The 16,926-nt window shown below is 44.0% G+C and carries 8 protein-coding genes and 3 rRNA genes; 2 read left to right on the forward strand and 9 right to left on the reverse strand.

Annotated features, from left to right (window positions below):
- Positions 1 to 275: 275 nt before the first annotated feature.
- Together ACXAF2_RS09680 and ACXAF2_RS09685 are read right to left on the reverse strand one after the other, a co-directional pair.
- On the reverse strand, positions 276 to 3,356 hold the full coding sequence (locus tag ACXAF2_RS09680; protein ID WP_475138358.1) for a cell wall-binding repeat-containing protein: 3,081 nt from the start codon (positions 3,354 to 3,356) through the stop codon (positions 276 to 278).
- Positions 3,357 to 3,689: 333 nt separating this feature from the next.
- Complete coding sequence (locus tag ACXAF2_RS09685; protein ID WP_475138359.1) at positions 3,690 to 5,318, reverse strand: cell wall-binding repeat-containing protein; 1,629 nt, start codon at positions 5,316 to 5,318, stop codon at positions 3,690 to 3,692.
- A gap of 225 nt (positions 5,319 to 5,543) precedes the next feature.
- Here ACXAF2_RS09685 and ACXAF2_RS09690 point away from each other — a divergent pair, with 225 nt between their 5' ends.
- A complete protein-coding gene (locus ACXAF2_RS09690) occupies positions 5,544 to 5,669 on the forward strand; it encodes a hypothetical protein (RefSeq protein WP_475138360.1) in 126 nt (41 codons plus the stop codon).
- Positions 5,670 to 5,772: 103 nt separating this feature from the next.
- Here the strand turns inward: ACXAF2_RS09690 and ACXAF2_RS09695 are convergent, their stop codons facing one another.
- Entirely contained in the window at positions 5,773 to 6,603 is an 831-nt protein-coding gene (locus ACXAF2_RS09695) for an SGNH/GDSL hydrolase family protein (RefSeq protein ID WP_475138361.1), read from the reverse strand.
- Between the two features lie 193 nt (positions 6,604 to 6,796).
- On the opposite strand from ACXAF2_RS09695, the gene ACXAF2_RS09700 reads away from it, so the two are divergent.
- Positions 6,797 to 7,951, forward strand: coding sequence for a c-type cytochrome (locus ACXAF2_RS09700; RefSeq protein WP_475138362.1), 1,155 nt, complete (start codon positions 6,797 to 6,799; stop codon positions 7,949 to 7,951).
- A 60-nt stretch (positions 7,952 to 8,011) separates the two neighbouring features.
- On the opposite strand, the gene ACXAF2_RS09705 is transcribed toward ACXAF2_RS09700, so the two are convergent.
- From ACXAF2_RS09705 to ACXAF2_RS09730, 6 genes are all read right to left on the reverse strand, one after another.
- Complete coding sequence (locus ACXAF2_RS09705) at positions 8,012 to 9,670, reverse strand: hypothetical protein (protein ID WP_475138363.1); 1,659 nt, start codon at positions 9,668 to 9,670, stop codon at positions 8,012 to 8,014.
- 245 nt (positions 9,671 to 9,915) lie between these two features.
- Positions 9,916 to 10,359: a hypothetical protein gene (locus ACXAF2_RS09710; RefSeq protein WP_475138364.1), complete on the reverse strand. Its 444-nt coding sequence runs from the start codon at positions 10,357 to 10,359 to the stop codon at positions 9,916 to 9,918.
- 281 nt (positions 10,360 to 10,640) lie between these two features.
- A complete protein-coding gene (locus tag ACXAF2_RS09715; protein ID WP_475138365.1) occupies positions 10,641 to 11,480 on the reverse strand; it encodes a tyrosine-type recombinase/integrase in 840 nt (279 codons plus the stop codon).
- Between the two features lie 151 nt (positions 11,481 to 11,631).
- Positions 11,632 to 11,748, reverse strand: a 5S ribosomal RNA gene (gene rrf, locus ACXAF2_RS09720).
- A gap of 101 nt (positions 11,749 to 11,849) precedes the next feature.
- Positions 11,850 to 14,785, reverse strand: a 23S ribosomal RNA gene (locus ACXAF2_RS09725).
- A gap of 224 nt (positions 14,786 to 15,009) precedes the next feature.
- Positions 15,010 to 16,561: ribosomal RNA gene (locus tag ACXAF2_RS09730) — 16S ribosomal RNA — on the reverse strand.
- The 16S, 23S and 5S rRNA genes sit together here, the layout of an rRNA operon.
- Positions 16,562 to 16,926 lie beyond the last annotated feature (365 nt).

The raw sequence follows: 16,926 nt of genomic DNA on the forward strand, positions 1-16,926 counted from the left end.
TCCTTTTCCTTTTTAATAAAGTCTCCTTTATCAGAATCTTCTTATACATGAGACTTTATTACTATTATATACTAATGACAGAAAATTTCCATTTATATTTGTATATTTTTTGAGAAAAATCTCATAATTTGAGGAAATGGATTATTTCCTGGGAGATAGTGTCGAAAAATGAGATTGGAAATGTATAATTAAGTAGTGATGATTCAGATAAGATAAGTCATCAAAAAAACCTCCATTCGATACACACATGCATCGAAAGGAGGCTTCCTCATTTATTATTGTGCCAAAAGTGATTCAACCACCGAATCAGAGATGGCTCCTTCTCCACCAAGAATATAATACATATCGGTAACCGGAGCAAACATGGAAAGGGTATCCATCGTTGTAAACTGTGCCTCTTTCGGATGAGTCAACACCACGGGATTTCCATCTACAGCTGCCAGTGCAGAACCAGCCAAGGCATCAGGATAGTTCTTACCTGTTGCCATGAATGGTGTAGACATGTTCAATTCACTAGCGAAATAGTTGATGATGCTGCTATTTGTTTCGTATCGATCACTTCCGCTTAATCGCTCATAATTCATGAACTCCTCAGCTACCGTTTCCGGGATAGCCGATTCTCCGCCGATTACGTAGAACTGCTCAAACATGCTCTCTTCCATATAGCTGCGAACAGAATCCGGTGTACCGTTTTTCTTTGTTAATAAAATCGGCATTTCCAAGGAAGCCGCTATCGGGGCAATGGAAAGGGCGTCCGCAAAGCTTTGCCCGGTTGCCACGACTGCTCGATCAGTGAAACCTAACTGTTCAGCGATCTTCACGGATGTTTCATAACGATCGGCTCCGCTGATGCGTGAAATCGTCTTGATTCCTAAATCCTTCACTTCTTTCTCGACGTTCGCTGTAATAACCGATTTACCCCCAACCAGAATCACCTTTTTCACTTTCAGGCGATTCAATTCGTCCTTCACTGACTCAGGAAGGGTTGTCGTATTGGTTAACAATAATGGTGCGTTGTGGTGATAAGCAAGAGGTGTGGCGCTTAATGCATCAGGGTAATTACGCCCTGTTGCAATAACCGCTACATCAGATTGCTCCCAGCCTTTGATTGAAATTTCCACGGCCGTTTCATAACGATCGGTTCCAAAGATTCGTTCTGTGCCAATATTCGCTTGATCGATACCCGTAACCGCACTCACGGCATCCAATCTTCCCCAGCCGGAAACTGTATCGTATCCCGGAAGGACCAACTCCGCAGGGTATGGGTATTCTTCCTCGTAATAGTAGCCGTAACCTGGATTATCTTCTTCATCAAACGTGATGTCTAAAGCTGTTCTGGTTAACACTCTTTCCACTTGAGACGGTGATAACTCAGCATCGTGGGAAAGAAGTAATCCTGCAATCGCCGCCACGTGAGGAGTCGCCATAGATGTCCCGCTCATGTATGTCACATTTCCATCTGGAACCAGACTCGGAATATCCGTTCCAGGTGCTACCAGGTCGATTCCGTTTCCAAAGTTTGAGTAGTCAGATACAAGGTCCATATTATTTGTCGCTCCAACAGAAACCACATATTTTGATGAACCAGGGTATGAAATTTCTTCCATTCCGTCATTGCCTGTTGCGGCTACCACGGTCACTCCATGGTCATGAGCGTATTTTAGAGCATACTCAATGACACGGCTATAAGATCCTCCAAGACTTAAGTTAATGACCTGGGCTCCTTGATCGACTGCATATTTGATACCGTAAGCGATTTGTTCTGTATCACCGCTTCCGGAAGCATCAAGAACTTTAACAGGAAGAATCTTCGTGTGGGGATTGATTCCTGCCATCGAATAGTGATTATTCGCTTCTGCTGCGATGATTCCGGATACATGAGTACCATGACCGTGATCATCCATTGCATCTGAACTGCGGCTGACAAAATTATAGCCATCGTTCTTTAGCACTTGATCGCTCAGATCTGCCAGCGTGTGATCTACACCCGTATCCACTACAGCAATGACCGTATCTTCAAGATTTTTTTCTTCCAGAAGCTCCTGAAGCTGTTCGTACTGAATATCGGCATCGGGGTTCCCACCATTGTCTCCGTTATTTTGCAGAGACCATTGATAAGGATATTGAGCATCGGATGACAATGCTTTGTATTGTTGGACAGGCTCAACAAACTCGACTTCAGGCAGCTTTGCAATCTCTTTTGAAGTAGCTTTTAATGAGGCGGTAGATACTTTATCGGAACCGTCCCTATCGACTTCTACCACATACAGTTTGGAGAAGAAAGAATCCTTCGTCTTTAACGGGGTAACGGATTCAACACCCATTGATTTTGTTTTCCCCTGGATACTTGCTGCATCTTTTTTATCTTTTAATTTTACGATTAAACGAGTTTCATCACTCGCAGCCTTAATAGGAGAAAGATCTGCTTTAGCCAGAATAGTAGAAACCGTTGAATTTGTCAGGTTTGAAATCCCGACGTTCTTACCTGTGTTCTCTATTTTCTCCTGGATGAACCCAGGAGTCGATTCAAGTGCACTATCGTACAGATTATTGATCGCTTTTTGATCTTCTTTCGTGATTTTGTATGAGCTTGCACTGCCATTAGCCGCAACATCGGCAAACAAGTCTTTTAATTGAACAAGATCATGGTAGACGTTATCACGCAGTGTTTTACTGAAGACCATTTTCGAGCTGATAAAAGGAGCCGCTTTGTAATAAAGAGTCGACAACTCTTGACCTTTTTCCGTTTTCGCCAATACCGTTTCACGAACGGTACGTAAATCTCTTAAAATATTTTTTCCATTTTCTCTCTCCTTCGTGCTTAACTCCGCTGGACATTCCTCAGCAATGGCTTCATCTGAAGGAGGTAACGTAATGCCATCGTAACTGACCGTGTATGGAATCACCATATGTTCAAACTCTTCTTCGAACTCTGCATACTCTTCTTCTGTTCCATAGGACTCAATCTTAATATAGTAAGGACCGACCCAGGAAATCGGGAAGTCAATGATCGCTGGTTCATTCTGAAAAGAATAACCCATATATCGATCAAAGGCACGATTATCGATCGCATTTTCCAGACTGGAATAAACCGTCACATTTAATTCCAGTTCTGATTGAAGCTTCATTCGTAAATGGGTATAATCTGTCATTTCACTTTCAGAAAGATCAACCTTATACCAATGAACGTTTTCAGAGACATCGAATTCCCCGTCGACCGGTGTCCCAATCGTCAACGTTCCTTCCTCATTCGGTACGCCAGACTCTTCCGCCTTGATTTCTGTCACGGAAAACTGGCTGAAAATCAACGAAAAAACGAAAACCAAAGCTACTAAACTACGAATCCTCTTTTTCATGTAGAACCTCCACCAATGTAAAATTAAACTACAGAATCTATTAAACCACAGAAAGGCAAAATTGGAAATATTTTATATTATAAGGAAAAATATAGTCTTTCACTTGTCGTGCTTTAAGAGCTGTTTTTAAGTACATGTTCCTTTATGAAAAAACTTAACTGTATTCCTTCTGATTACTTTTAAAGACTGACTCTATTTAATTAAACGTTTGATTAATATAATCCAACCCTCTCACAGCAATACTTAAGGCTGTTAAACGATTGTTTAACACACAAAAAAAGCCCTGGACTATTTAAATATAGTCCAGGACTCTTTTGATCGTTTCGATCATCTTTACTCCACTAACTTTTCTACTACACTGCTCTCAACCGCACCTTCTCCTCCCAATACCATAAAGTGCTTCAAACCGTTCTCCATTACTAATGCTTTTGTTTGCGGTGGTAATTCATCTTTTTTCACGAGTAATAACGGAACCTCATTTATGGCAGCAAAGACAGATCCTGTTAGCGCATCGGCAAAGTCACTGCCTGTTGCGACTACGGCATAGCTTGTTGGACCTTGGAACTCATTATAGATGGCGGCAGCTGTATCGTAACGCGTGTCACCAGCCAAACGCTCTCCGTTCTTAAACGTTAACTTTTCACTGATGACCCCTGTCCCTCCGATCACATAGGTGTTCTCTACATCTTGAAGGGCAAAGCCTGTTGCTTCCGGAATCGAAGTAGTTTCCGTTAACAGGATCGGATATCCATGTTGGGCAGCATATGGAGCAACAGCCAGTGCATCCGGGAAGTCATATCCATAAGCAACCACTGCCGTATCCGAATAACCTAATTCATTCGAGACGAAAGCAGCCGTTTCGAAACGGTCGTCTCCCCCGATGCGATCCACACTTAATCCCAACTCATCCAATTCCGCTTCTAACTTCTCCGACACGGCTCCTTCCCCACCTAGAATTACCGCATGTTCCGCTCCCAGACGATCAATTTCTTCTTTAATCTCTTTGGATAAAGAAGTACCATTCGTCAACAAAATCGGCGCTTCCAACTGAAAGGCAAGAGGTGTTCCGACTAATGCGTCCGGATACTCGTTTCCTCTTGCAATGATCACCGTATCAGCAGACTCCCAGCTTTCTTCCGAGATTTCAGCCGCAGTTTCGTAACGATCCTGTCCGTATAAACGGGCCGTTGATTTTCCGACTGTATCGCTGACGGGCTCCATGACCTTCCAAAACTCGTCGGCCATGGCTTCATATCCCGCTTCACTCGGGTGGACATTTTGCGGGTTCGGCAGTTTTACCTGGAAGCCATCGGCCATCGCTTCTTCAACCGGGACAATTACGCCTCCTCCCTGCACGCTCGCTGCTTGAATCGCTTGATTTAATCCATCTAAAGCAGGCTTTAACTGTTCCTGGGTTTCTTGTGGTAAGTATGGGAATGCATTGTAATAACCCATCACATACACCTGTACGTCAGGGTTTAATTGACGGATGATGCCTAAAGTGGTGGCGATATTTACACCCACTTCCTGAAGGGCTGCCTGCGCTTTTACAGGATCGATTGAAATCCTGCCATCCTTCTGTTCAATCAATTGCAGTAAGTCATTGGCACCTGCGTCCAATGTAATGGTATCAGCGTCCATGATTTCTTTTTGTAAACCCTTTGCAGGATCTTGTATGTCCGCCAAGACCTGTTTAGACGTATAACCCGGTACGGCAAAGCTCTTGTTAAAATCTACATGAAAGCCATCTTCCTTGAATTCATCTGCAAGGAAATCAGGGTATCCCTTACCCATGGAGTTGTCATACAGCACCCCTGCCGCTAACGAGTCTCCTAAAGCCAGATAATCTACATACGCATTCACTTCTTTCGGTTCGGCAAGAGCCATCGTTGGTGCCATCACTAATGCCATTGTCATTGCTCCGGTTAATACTTTCATAGAATGTTTCAGGTCTTTTCTCAAAGTGGTTCTCCTCTCTATTTGGCAATCCAATTAAAGGTATTTGCCAGAACACTAGGATATTCCTCCTATTTTCAATCGACAAAACCCGCAATCTAATTCTATGGGATCAGTTCCCTCCATGACGCCTGCAAATTTTGTAATAAAAATAAATAACAATCCCTATATATTCGAGATCCTTAATAGTGGAAAATAAAATAAAAAAGTATAAGGGGAGTGAAGATCGTTATGAAGATGATCCATAAGTTTCTCGCCACTTACTATTACACCCTGGTCCAAGACTGTCTTGATGAAAAAATGAAAGAACACCTGATCCAGAAATTACACTATCATGAATCAAAATTAAGCACGTAATTAGATCCCGCTGTTTTCATCTACTTTTTTTATCCTTTTAGAATGCCCTTTTTTATTCATTAAAAAAAGCCCTCAACCCCAATGGATTGAAGACCTCAGGGAGCTATCCCCTTATAAAATACTTCATTAAATATTCGAGCCAGACTTTATTCCCTTTTTCGTTAGGTATATTCTCCTCTGTTAAATAGTCCTTTAATTGACTCTTATTGTAATCGGGCCATGCATCCCAATGGTTAAGGTACACGTATTTTCTCTCTCTGGCGTACTTCTCTAAATCACCTTCTTCCTGAGGGTAGTAATAAGCGCCTGAAATGGGATTGGCCGGTTGGATGATGAAGGTGATGTCAGGATTCTGCTTCTTGAAATCTGAAAGGATCGTCTCAAGATTTTTAATGCGGTCCGACATTCTTATTTCAGGGTTGTCATACAAAAGAAATGGTTCCAGCAAGAGAATATCCGGCTTCATATCAGCCAGTGGTTTATGTAATTCCTCCTTCACAACCTGTTGTGACGTTTTTTCAGCGATTTCCTTCAACGTCACCTTTATCAAATCATGCCCGTACGTGTCGAGCAGCGCCTTTTCTAGTTCTTTCGGCCACGCCCCTTCCTTCCCAGAAGTAGAAGAAGATCCAAGAATCATCAGATGAACGGGTTCATCACCTTCAATTTTCCTCTTGAACGTTTCCTTTAACTCCGGTGGAAGATAATTCAACTTGTCTAATTTCACCAGTCTTTTCTTCACTTCTTCAGCCGCTGCTATTTCCTTATCCTCTTCTTTTTTTTCTTCCATACTCATACCTGTTCGATAACCCGATACTTTTTCCGTATGTCCTTTCACCTGAACAGCCGCAACCCTTTGATCCCAATGGTACTTACCGCCAGCTAATGTAAATAAGGTGATAATGGCCAGACAGACTAGCAAAAACTTCCTCATTCTCATCCCCCATAACGTAAAGTCTATGAATCATATGATAGAGGAGATAGAGTACAGAATTTGTATATACGTGTAGATGGCGGTTCGAAAAGTTACGACAAAATAACTGGTTTTATTTGGGTTTTTCATAAATACTTTAGACTAGTAACCGATAATACAGAAGAATACATTATGAATATCAGGAGTTAGTAAAATGACAATAATGAAGAATATAATCAAAGGACTGATTTCCTTCTTCTTCCTGGGACTCGTTATGCTTAAAGCGCTGGAATGGTCCCTCTATTTCTTCGTAGCGAAACCCGTTACTGAGGAAGTTGCCTATGATGTGGCATCCTATGTTGAAGCGAATGATCGATTTTTTAGCGAAGACACCTTGAACGCATACCTGGCCGATTACAAGAAAAAGGATATGCACATAAGGGTTCTCTTTAATCAACATCCTGATGACAAAAGGTTTGTCGTGAAAGTAGATGTAACGGCAAACTGGGATAGTATTTATTCCCCTACTGCCTATTTTCAAACGAGAGGTGTAAATGTTGGAGAACCTCCCATTCAATCTGTATTCGCAAGATTTGATAGTCAATCCGATAACTTTTCGGACAATGTAACCCCGATGTCAGAGACACCCATTCAATCAGAAACAGTCTCTGCTCAAGTAGAAAAGAAAACCGTTAAGCCCGTCAAAGCAGAACCCAAAGAGGAAAATGTGGCAGCCCCTTCTGTTAAAGATGAGGATATAAGGGAACTAGTGGAAAGTTATGTTGTGTTAGGTATGGAGGCGATCAGAATGGAAGACTTCTCATACATCGAACCTTTACTAGACCCGAATGGGAAAATGTATAAGGAAAGTCAGGAATCGATTAGGACGATTAATCGCAAGGGTTTGACAGAAGATGTGCTCATCGTTGAAGTTCAACATATCACAGAAAATACCCCTTCCGAATTCACTGCCGATACATATGAGGAATTTAAGATCACTTATCAGGACGGGACAGAAATGATCAAGGGGTTTACTAGTTCATATCGAATTAAAGCCTTAGAAAACAATCGCTTAGTCATGAATGAAACCATCAGTGTGAAGGAAGTGTTCTCTGAGGTAGTCCAGGTACAGAGTGAAAGATTGCCGATTGATATTATCAAAGAGACATGTATCAGTTGCCACGGGAGCTACTTGGAAGGCGGAGCAGGTCCTGGCTTGGTCGGGTTAAGTCATAGGATGTCAGAAGAAGACATCCTCACCATTTTAGAAGTTGGGAATGGCATTATGCCTGCTGGACTTGTATCTCCTGACGAAGCGAGGTTATTGGCTGATTTCCTTATAAATTTAGAAGAATACGGCCATGATTAATCAAACGTTTGTTTAAAAAAGCCAATCCATTATTAATGATCAATGGATTGGCTTTACATTTTATTGCACAGGCACCAGTTCAAACAAATCCTTCTCCCGTTTTACCTGGTACACACCTTCCGAAATTTTATGGCTTGTATAGTGAGATAACCCATCTTGTAAGTGTTCGTCAACCTCCAGCACCATTAGAAAATCCGATTTCATCAATACTTCCTTCAAATAGGAGAGCTGATCTTCTGTTTCAGAACCTTTGATGAAAGAATAGTTCATTGACAGGTGTTCATACCTGATCAAGTAGCTGAAATAACCTCCATCATCTGCACTCCCGGGACTATAATACGTAATCATAGGTTCCGATACCCCTGATGTTTTAATCACAGAAGAGTACTCTTTTACGTCACCCCTAAGCTCAACATGTGCTTCCGGACGAGTCACTAATATTTCCAGGTGCCTTATATAAGGGATTAAGAAACAGATTGCTAATAGAATGCCCGTTACTCTTTTAAAGGATTTCACATAGTTAGACCATACATAGACAACCACCGTCATGAGCATGCCGCCAGCATAAACCGTAATGGCCGACTGATAGCGGTTAAACCCTGCCAGCCTTGACGCTTCGTTCTCAGGCATCAGATACACATACATATAATAGAGAGAACACATGTACAGCACGTAAAAAAGATTAAACAAGACAAACGAAGCCACAAGTTCATTAGGCGTTTTACGTTTCATTCTGACCATGAATAGAAGGGCAATCAGATTGACCACCAATAATGCCATCACATGGGGCGACGACAAAGGATTGAACGCAGCGTCCAGCATCATTCCATCAAAACCTGCTAAAAACTGCTCCGATTTCTGGATGTCCTTCAGTTTATCCTCTGTAATGGCAAACTTATTATCTCCATAGCTCTCACTATAAGCTTGTAACGTATACGTGTGCCAAAGCAAATTCACCACTAAAGGAAGGATCATCAGCAGAACCAATGAAGCATAAGGCATGACTTTATCGATTCTCTTTTCAATCCCTTCCCTATGAGAGGCAATCAGTATCCCTAGTATAGCAATCCCGTTAAATAATAGAAAAACCTTTCCGCTGTCTTTCAATAAAATTAACAAGATCACAATCGGAATGTTCACGAGCAGAAGTCTTTTCCAATCCTTACGGTAGTAATAAGCGACTAATGGAATCGCTAACGCCACTGATCCAAGAATAATATCTACCAGTAAACTGTAGAATATTTTCGCATTTACTAATAGGAGAGTAAAGGAAATTACCCAAGGAAGGATGACCGTCCAAGGCTTCTTCCAGGAACTCCTCATGAATAGGACTGTGAAACCAGCCATCGTCATGAATCCTTGGGCCATCAATGCCAAGCTTTCCTGGAACCCTAAAAGATTGAGAAAATAGTAGATAAACACGGCACTACCAGGCGGATAGTTCTGGAAAGTCACCAACGTACTGGCGTCCGGCAGACCATCCACCCTTACAATCTCTTTTACGACCAGCCCCCAGTGGCTGAAATCATCATAGTTTAAAAAGAGGGTCCCCCTCATGTAAACCATCACAAACAAAACAGCCAAAGAGAAAAACACAAGCGAAGGATGCACCAAAGGTTTAAATGATATCTTATTTATAAGGAATAATAGCAGATATATCGAACATAAAAGCAAACCAGAATAATAGACGAAGTTTGCTGCCAAAGGCATACGATTCATCAACCCGGCTCCAAAAAGTACGGTCGTAACACTTGAAAAAAGAAGTAAAGGTATAAAGGCAGGATGAACCTTCATTTTATATAAGAAAAACAATCCCCATCCGGCTAGGGATAGAAACAATATGAGTAACAAAAACAAAGAAGTAAACATGAGGCCCCCTGATACGCATAAAACGTTTAATAGATTCACTTATTATACCATTCTTCATTGGCACAACCCATCATACAAACAAGGAAACTCCTTGTTTAGGCTTCTTCCATTTTTCTTCTTTTGTTACTAAACTTTTCAAAGCAATGGAGGCAGAGGAAGACATGGTAATAGATGAGTGTAGCTGGAACACTATAAATGGCAAAAACCATTGTTAATCCTAAACCATCTGATGTGATGCCAAGAAACAATCCAGGAAGAACAGCTACTAAGATATACAACATGAGTTGGAACAAATATACTCTACGCTTAATTTTCAGAGCATCCGTCACCTTATCAATCAGATATCCCCCTAATAGTCCAAACACAAGATAAATGGGAATGGAAGGCATGATCGTCATGACAAAACCATCAATAAAATCCATATAACAACATTCATATTCTCTTTCTTTCATAGGGGTATACATTGCCCACCCCATAAACAGAGCAAAAAACAGAGGCGATATGAAAGCCGCCAATGCTTTGTTGTAAAGATCTTTCATCGGACATCACCTGACATTGTTTTGATATTGTTTATCTTACCATATTTACTTGTGAAACAATTCACATATTTGAATGAAAAAGAACCTTTTACCACTTGCTTGATAAAAGAGTTGCTTTTCGCTATTGGTCGATTACTCTGGCCACAATCCGGCCACACTTCTCACACGAACCTTTCAAAACAGATTATGATTATCAGAGTCCAAGCTGTAATCCATGCTCCAGTAGAGCATTCCATCTTTTAATGGATTCCTAAAGTTTGCCACCACCAATCAAATAATTGTTAGCAATCCTTTGAAAACGTTCTTCGGATCGCATTTTCAAATTCTGCCTCAGGTACCTGTGACCTTGCATATTTCTTTGTTACATTAATATCCCTATGACCGGCAAGCCTTGATACCACTTCGAGACTGACACCTTGATCAATAAGATGCTGACAAAATGTATGGCGCAGCTTTTGAGCATTTATATGGAACTTCTTAAGCATATACTGGACCGACCTCTCGGTTAATCGCTCATTCGTTTTGGAAACGAACAACGCTTCCTGTGGTTGAATAGCCTTCATATACCTAGAAAGAGAATTCACCACTTCTTCCGATAGAGGAATAATCCGTAGATCCCCATGAGTATCCGTAACGCTTACTTGTTTCGTTTGAAGATCCGTATCCGCTATATTAAGGGCACAAAGCTCTGATACCCGTATCCCAGTATGAAGAAGCGTATATACGATCGCTATATTTCTTTCATTTTCACTTTCCCTTACTTCTGATAAAAGTGCTTCACATTCATCCTTAGACAACGTTTCGATCTCATCCTTTTTACTTCCTTGTTTAATCTTTATATCGAACGTAATATCAGGTCTTTTTAAATATTTTGCAAAAGTACGAATCACTCCCAAGATTTTATCGGTCGTGATTGGACTCTTACCCTTTTCCTCTAAAAATAGAATGTAATCCTGAACATCACGATGAGTAATGTTTATTAACTCTTTGTGATTCTGTTGAAGCCACTTCTCATATTTCTTAAGCTCCTGATGGTAAGTCGAGATGGTATTTGATGATTTCCCTTCATGTTCAAGCCATGTTAAAAACTGATCAATCGTAGTACTAGAAGCTCCTTGCAAGAGTACCACCCTTTCGAATCAACCCTTTATTTACTATTATCGTAGAACTTATAGATGAAGAAGTCAACTTCTCCGAATGTAGCAGGGAGAAATAGTCTTTAAAACAAGCAACAAAAAAGAGTAACTCCAATGAGCTACTCTTTTTCTATTTGCCTGGCGACGTCCTACTCTCACAGGGGGAGATCCCCCAACTACCATCGGCGCTGAAGAGCTTAACTTCCGTGTTCGGCATGGGAACGGGTGTGACCTCTTCGCCATTGTCACCAGACAATATTCAATTGAAGGGTTGTTCCTTCAAAACTAGATAAAGAATTGATGTCAAGAAAGCCGAATACCGACCAATTGTTGTTCATTTAAAAATGACTCTTTGTGGTTAAGTCCTCGATCGATTAGTATCAGTCAACTCCACATGTCGCCATGCTTCCATCTCTGACCTATCTACCTAGTCATCTTCTAGGGATCTTACTCACATACGTGATGGGAAATCTCATCTCGAGGGGGGCTTCATGCTTAGATGCTTTCAGCACTTATCCCTTCCGCACATAGCTACCCAGCGATGCCTTTGGCAAGACAACTGGTACACCAGCGGTGCGTCCATCCCGGTCCTCTCGTACTAAGGACAGCTCCTCTCAAATTTCCTGCGCCCACGACGGATAGGGACCGAACTGTCTCACGACGTTCTGAACCCAGCTCGCGTACCGCTTTAATGGGCGAACAGCCCAACCCTTGGGACCGACTACAGCCCCAGGATGCGATGAGCCGACATCGAGGTGCCAAACCTCCCCGTCGATGTGGACTCTTGGGGGAGATAAGCCTGTTATCCCCGGGGTAGCTTTTATCCGTTGAGCGATGGCCCTTCCATGCGGAACCACCGGATCACTAAGCCCGACTTTCGTCCCTGCTCGACTTGTAGGTCTCGCAGTCAAGCTCCCTTGTGCCTTTACACTCTGCGAATGATTTCCAACCATTCTGAGGGAACCTTTGGGCGCCTCCGTTACTCTTTAGGAGGCGACCGCCCCAGTCAAACTGCCCACCTGACACTGTCTCCCACCCCGATAAGGGGCGCGGGTTAGAATTTCAATACAGCCAGGGTAGTATCCCACCGATGCCTCCACCGAAGCTGGCGCTCCGGCTTCCAAGGCTCCTACCTATCCTGTACAAGCTGTACCAAAATTCAATATCAGGCTACAGTAAAGCTCCACGGGGTCTTTCCGTCCTGTCGCGGGTAACCTGCATCTTCACAGGTACTATAATTTCACCGAGTCTCTCGTTGAGACAGTGCCCAGATCGTTACGCCTTTCGTGCGGGTCGGAACTTACCCGACAAGGAATTTCGCTACCTTAGGACCGTTATAGTTACGGCCGCCGTTTACTGGGGCTTCGATTCGCACCTTCGCTTGCGCTAAGCACTCCTCTTAACCTTCCAGCACCGGGCAGGCGTCAGCCCCTATACTTCGCCTTACGGCTTCGCAGAGACCTGTGTTTTTGCTAAACAGTCGCCTGGGCCTATTCACTGCGGCTCTCTCGGGCTTGCACCCTACCAGAGCACCCCTTCTCCCGAAGTTACGGGGTCATTTTGCCGAGTTCCTTAACGAGAGTTCTCTCGCTCACCTTAGGATTCTCTCCTCGCCTACCTGTGTCGGTTTGCGGTACGGGCACCTTTTTCCTCGCTAGAGGCTTTTCTTGGCAGTGTGGAATCAGGAACTTCGCTACTATAATTCGCTCGCTATCACAGCTCAGCCTTCACGATGATGGGATTTGCCTCATCATCAGCCTAACTGCTTAGACGCACATATCCAGCAGTGCGCTTACCCTATCCTCCTGCGTCCCCCCATTGCTCAAACGGAAAAGAGGTGGTACAGGAATATCAACCTGTTGTCCATCGTCTACGCCTATCGGCCTCGACTTAGGTCCCGACTAACCCTGAGCGGACGAGCCTTCCTCAGGAAACCTTAGGCATTCGGTGGATGGGATTCTCACCCATCTTTCGCTACTCATACCGGCATTCTCACTTCTAAGCACTCCACCAGTCCTTACGGTCTAGCTTCGCAGTCCTTAGAACGCTCTCCTACCACTGACACCTAGAGGTGTCAATCCACAGCTTCGGTGATACGTTTAGCCCCGGTACATTTTCGGCGCAGAGTCACTCGACCAGTGAGCTATTACGCACTCTTTAAATGGTGGCTGCTTCTAAGCCAACATCCTGGTTGTCTAAGCAACTCCACATCCTTTTCCACTTAACGTATACTTTGGGACCTTAGCTGGTGGTCTGGGCTGTTTCCCTTTCGACTACGGATCTTATCACTCGCAGTCTGACTCCCATGGATAAGTCTTTGGCATTCGGAGTTTGTCTGAATTCGGTAACCCGATGAGGGCCCCTAGTCCAAACAGTGCTCTACCTCCAAGACTCTTACACATGAGGCTAGCCCTAAAGCTATTTCGGAGAGAACCAGCTATCTCCAAGTTCGATTGGAATTTCTCCGCTACCCACACCTCATCCCCGCACTTTTCAACGTGCGTGGGTTCGGACCTCCATTCAGTGTTACCTGAACTTCATCCTGGACATGGGTAGATCACCTGGTTTCGGGTCTACGACCACATACTCAATTCGCCCTATTCAGACTCGCTTTCGCTGCGGCTCCGTCTCATCGACTTAACCTTGCATGGGATCGTAACTCGCCGGTTCATTCTACAAAAGGCACGCCATCACCCGTTAACGGGCTCTGACTACTTGTAGGCACACGGTTTCAGGTTCTATTTCACTCCCCTTCCGGGGTGCTTTTCACCTTTCCCTCACGGTACTGGTTCACTATCGGTCACTAGGGAGTATTTAGCCTTGGGAGATGGTCCTCCCAGCTTCCGACGGGATTTCACGTGTCCCGCCGTACTCAGGATCCACTCAAGAGGGAATGAAGTTTCAACTACAGGGTTGTTACCTTCTTTGACGAGCCTTTCCAGACTTCTTCGTCTACTTCATTCCTTTGTAACTCCGTATAGAGTGTCCTACAACCCCAAGAGGCAAGCCTCTTGGTTTGGGCTACATCCCGTTTCGCTCGCCGCTACTCAGGGAATCGCAATTGCTTTCTCTTCCTCCAGGTACTTAGATGTTTCAGTTCCCTGGGTCTGCCTTCCATACTCTATGTATTCAAGTAAGGATATTGTTCCATTACGAACAATGGGTTCCCCCATTCGGAAATCTCTGGATCAAAGCTCACTTACAGCTCCCCAAAGCATATCGGTGTTAGTCCCGTCCTTCGTCGGCTCCTAGTGCCAAGGCATCCACCGTGCGCCCTTCATAACTTAACCGAATTGGTTGTTACATCAGGTTTAAAACCTAAAATGGCGATACTCGGTAATTTCTTGACTATCAATTTATCTTTATCTAGTTTTCAAAGAACAAACACATTTTGATCTCGTAAGAGACAAAAAGTTTTGATGGACGGTTATTTTGCTTTCGCAAAAAACCTTATTAAACCATCAAAACTGAACAAAACTTCGACGTGTCAAACGTTTAGTTAAATCTTCCTTAGAAAGGAGGTGATCCAGCCGCACCTTCCGATACGGCTACCTTGTTACGACTTCACCCCAATCATCTGTCCCACCTTAGGCGGCTGGCTCCAAAAGGTTACCTCACCGACTTCGGGTGTTACAAACTCTCGTGGTGTGACGGGCGGTGTGTACAAGGCCCGGGAACGTATTCACCGCGGCATGCTGATCCGCGATTACTAGCGATTCCAGCTTCATGTAGGCGAGTTGCAGCCTACAATCCGAACTGAGAACGGTTTTATGGGATTGGCTAAACCTCGCGGTCTTGCTGCCCTTTGTACCGTCCATTGTAGCACGTGTGTAGCCCAGGTCATAAGGGGCATGATGATTTGACGTCATCCCCACCTTCCTCCGGTTTGTCACCGGCAGTCATCTTAGAGTGCCCAACTGAATGCTGGCAACTAAGATCAAGGGTTGCGCTCGTTGCGGGACTTAACCCAACATCTCACGACACGAGCTGACGACAACCATGCACCACCTGTCACTCTGTCCCCCGAAGGGGAAAGCCCTATCTCTAGGGTTGTCAGAGGATGTCAAGACCTGGTAAGGTTCTTCGCGTTGCTTCGAATTAAACCACATGCTCCACCGCTTGTGCGGGCCCCCGTCAATTCCTTTGAGTTTCAGTCTTGCGACCGTACTCCCCAGGCGGAGTGCTTAATGCGTTAGCTGCAGCACTAAGGGGCGGAAACCCCCTAACACTTAGCACTCATCGTTTACGGCGTGGACTACCAGGGTATCTAATCCTGTTTGCTCCCCACGCTTTCGCGCCTCAGTGTCAGTTACAGACCAGAAAGTCGCCTTCGCCACTGGTGTTCCTCCAAATATCTACGCATTTCACCGCTACACTTGGAATTCCACTTTCCTCTTCTGCACTCAAGTCCCCCAGTTTCCAATGACCCTCCACGGTTGAGCCGTGGGCTTTCACATCAGACTTAAGGAACCACCTGCGCGCGCTTTACGCCCAATAATTCCGGACAACGCTTGCCACCTACGTATTACCGCGGCTGCTGGCACGTAGTTAGCCGTGGCTTTCTGGTTAGGTACCGTCAAGGTACCGCCCTATTCGAACGGTACTTGTTCTTCCCTAACAACAGAGTTTTACGATCCGAAAACCTTCATCACTCACGCGGCGTTGCTCCGTCAGACTTTCGTCCATTGCGGAAGATTCCCTACTGCTGCCTCCCGTAGGAGTCTGGGCCGTGTCTCAGTCCCAGTGTGGCCGATCACCCTCTCAGGTCGGCTACGCATCGTCGCCTTGGTGAGCCGTTACCTCACCAACTAGCTAATGCGCCGCGGGTCCATCTGTAAGTGATAGCTAAAAGCCACCTTTCAACATTTCCTCATGCGAGGAAATGAGTTATCCGGTATTAGCCCCGGTTTCCCGGAGTTATCCCAGTCTTACAGGCAGGTTACCCACGTGTTACTCACCCGTCCGCCGCTGACTGATGGGAGCAAGCTCCCATCAGTCCGCTCGACTTGCATGTATTAGGCACGCCGCCAGCGTTCGTCCTGAGCCAGGATCAAACTCTCCGATAAAAGTTTGAATAGCTCTTTAAAAATAAATCTAGAATTAACGTTGACGTATTGTCTTGTTTTGTTCAGTTTTCAAGGTTCAATGTGTAAGCACTTCGTTCGAAGCGACCCTTACTATATTACACGATCATTCATTTGATGTCAATAACTTTTTTAAAATAATTTCAATCAAGTTCATCGTGTTTAGTTGGCCGTTAGTGGCAACAAATAATACTTTACCAGTTAACTTCGTAGAAGTCAACTTCTTTTTAAATGTTTTTCAACTTTTATATCTACTAAGTTATTAAACACTTATACCAGCCTAAAAGGGATAGAGTTAGCTAAAACCCCTTATAAAAGGCGGAAGAACAATAATATCACAAAAATCC

This window comes from Rossellomorea sp. ABR4_004 (genome assembly GCF_056159585.1).

Excerpts from the sequence above, each read along its gene's own strand:
- ACXAF2_RS09680 (WP_475138358.1), bottom strand. The coding sequence starts at position 3,356 with ATGAAAAAGAGGATTCGTAGTTTAGTAGCTTTGGTTTTCGTTTTTTCG.
- ACXAF2_RS09690 (WP_475138360.1), top strand. The coding sequence starts at position 5,544 with ATGAAGATGATCCATAAGTTTCTCGCCACTTACTATTACACCCTGGTC.
- ACXAF2_RS09695 (WP_475138361.1), bottom strand. The coding sequence starts at position 6,603 with ATGAGGAAGTTTTTGCTAGTCTGTCTGGCCATTATCACCTTATTTACA.
- ACXAF2_RS09700 (WP_475138362.1), top strand. The coding sequence starts at position 6,797 with ATGACAATAATGAAGAATATAATCAAAGGACTGATTTCCTTCTTCTTC.
- ACXAF2_RS09705 (WP_475138363.1), bottom strand. The coding sequence starts at position 9,670 with ATGAATCGTATGCCTTTGGCAGCAAACTTCGTCTATTATTCTGGTTTG.
- ACXAF2_RS09710 (WP_475138364.1), bottom strand. The coding sequence starts at position 10,359 with ATGAAAGATCTTTACAACAAAGCATTGGCGGCTTTCATATCGCCTCTG.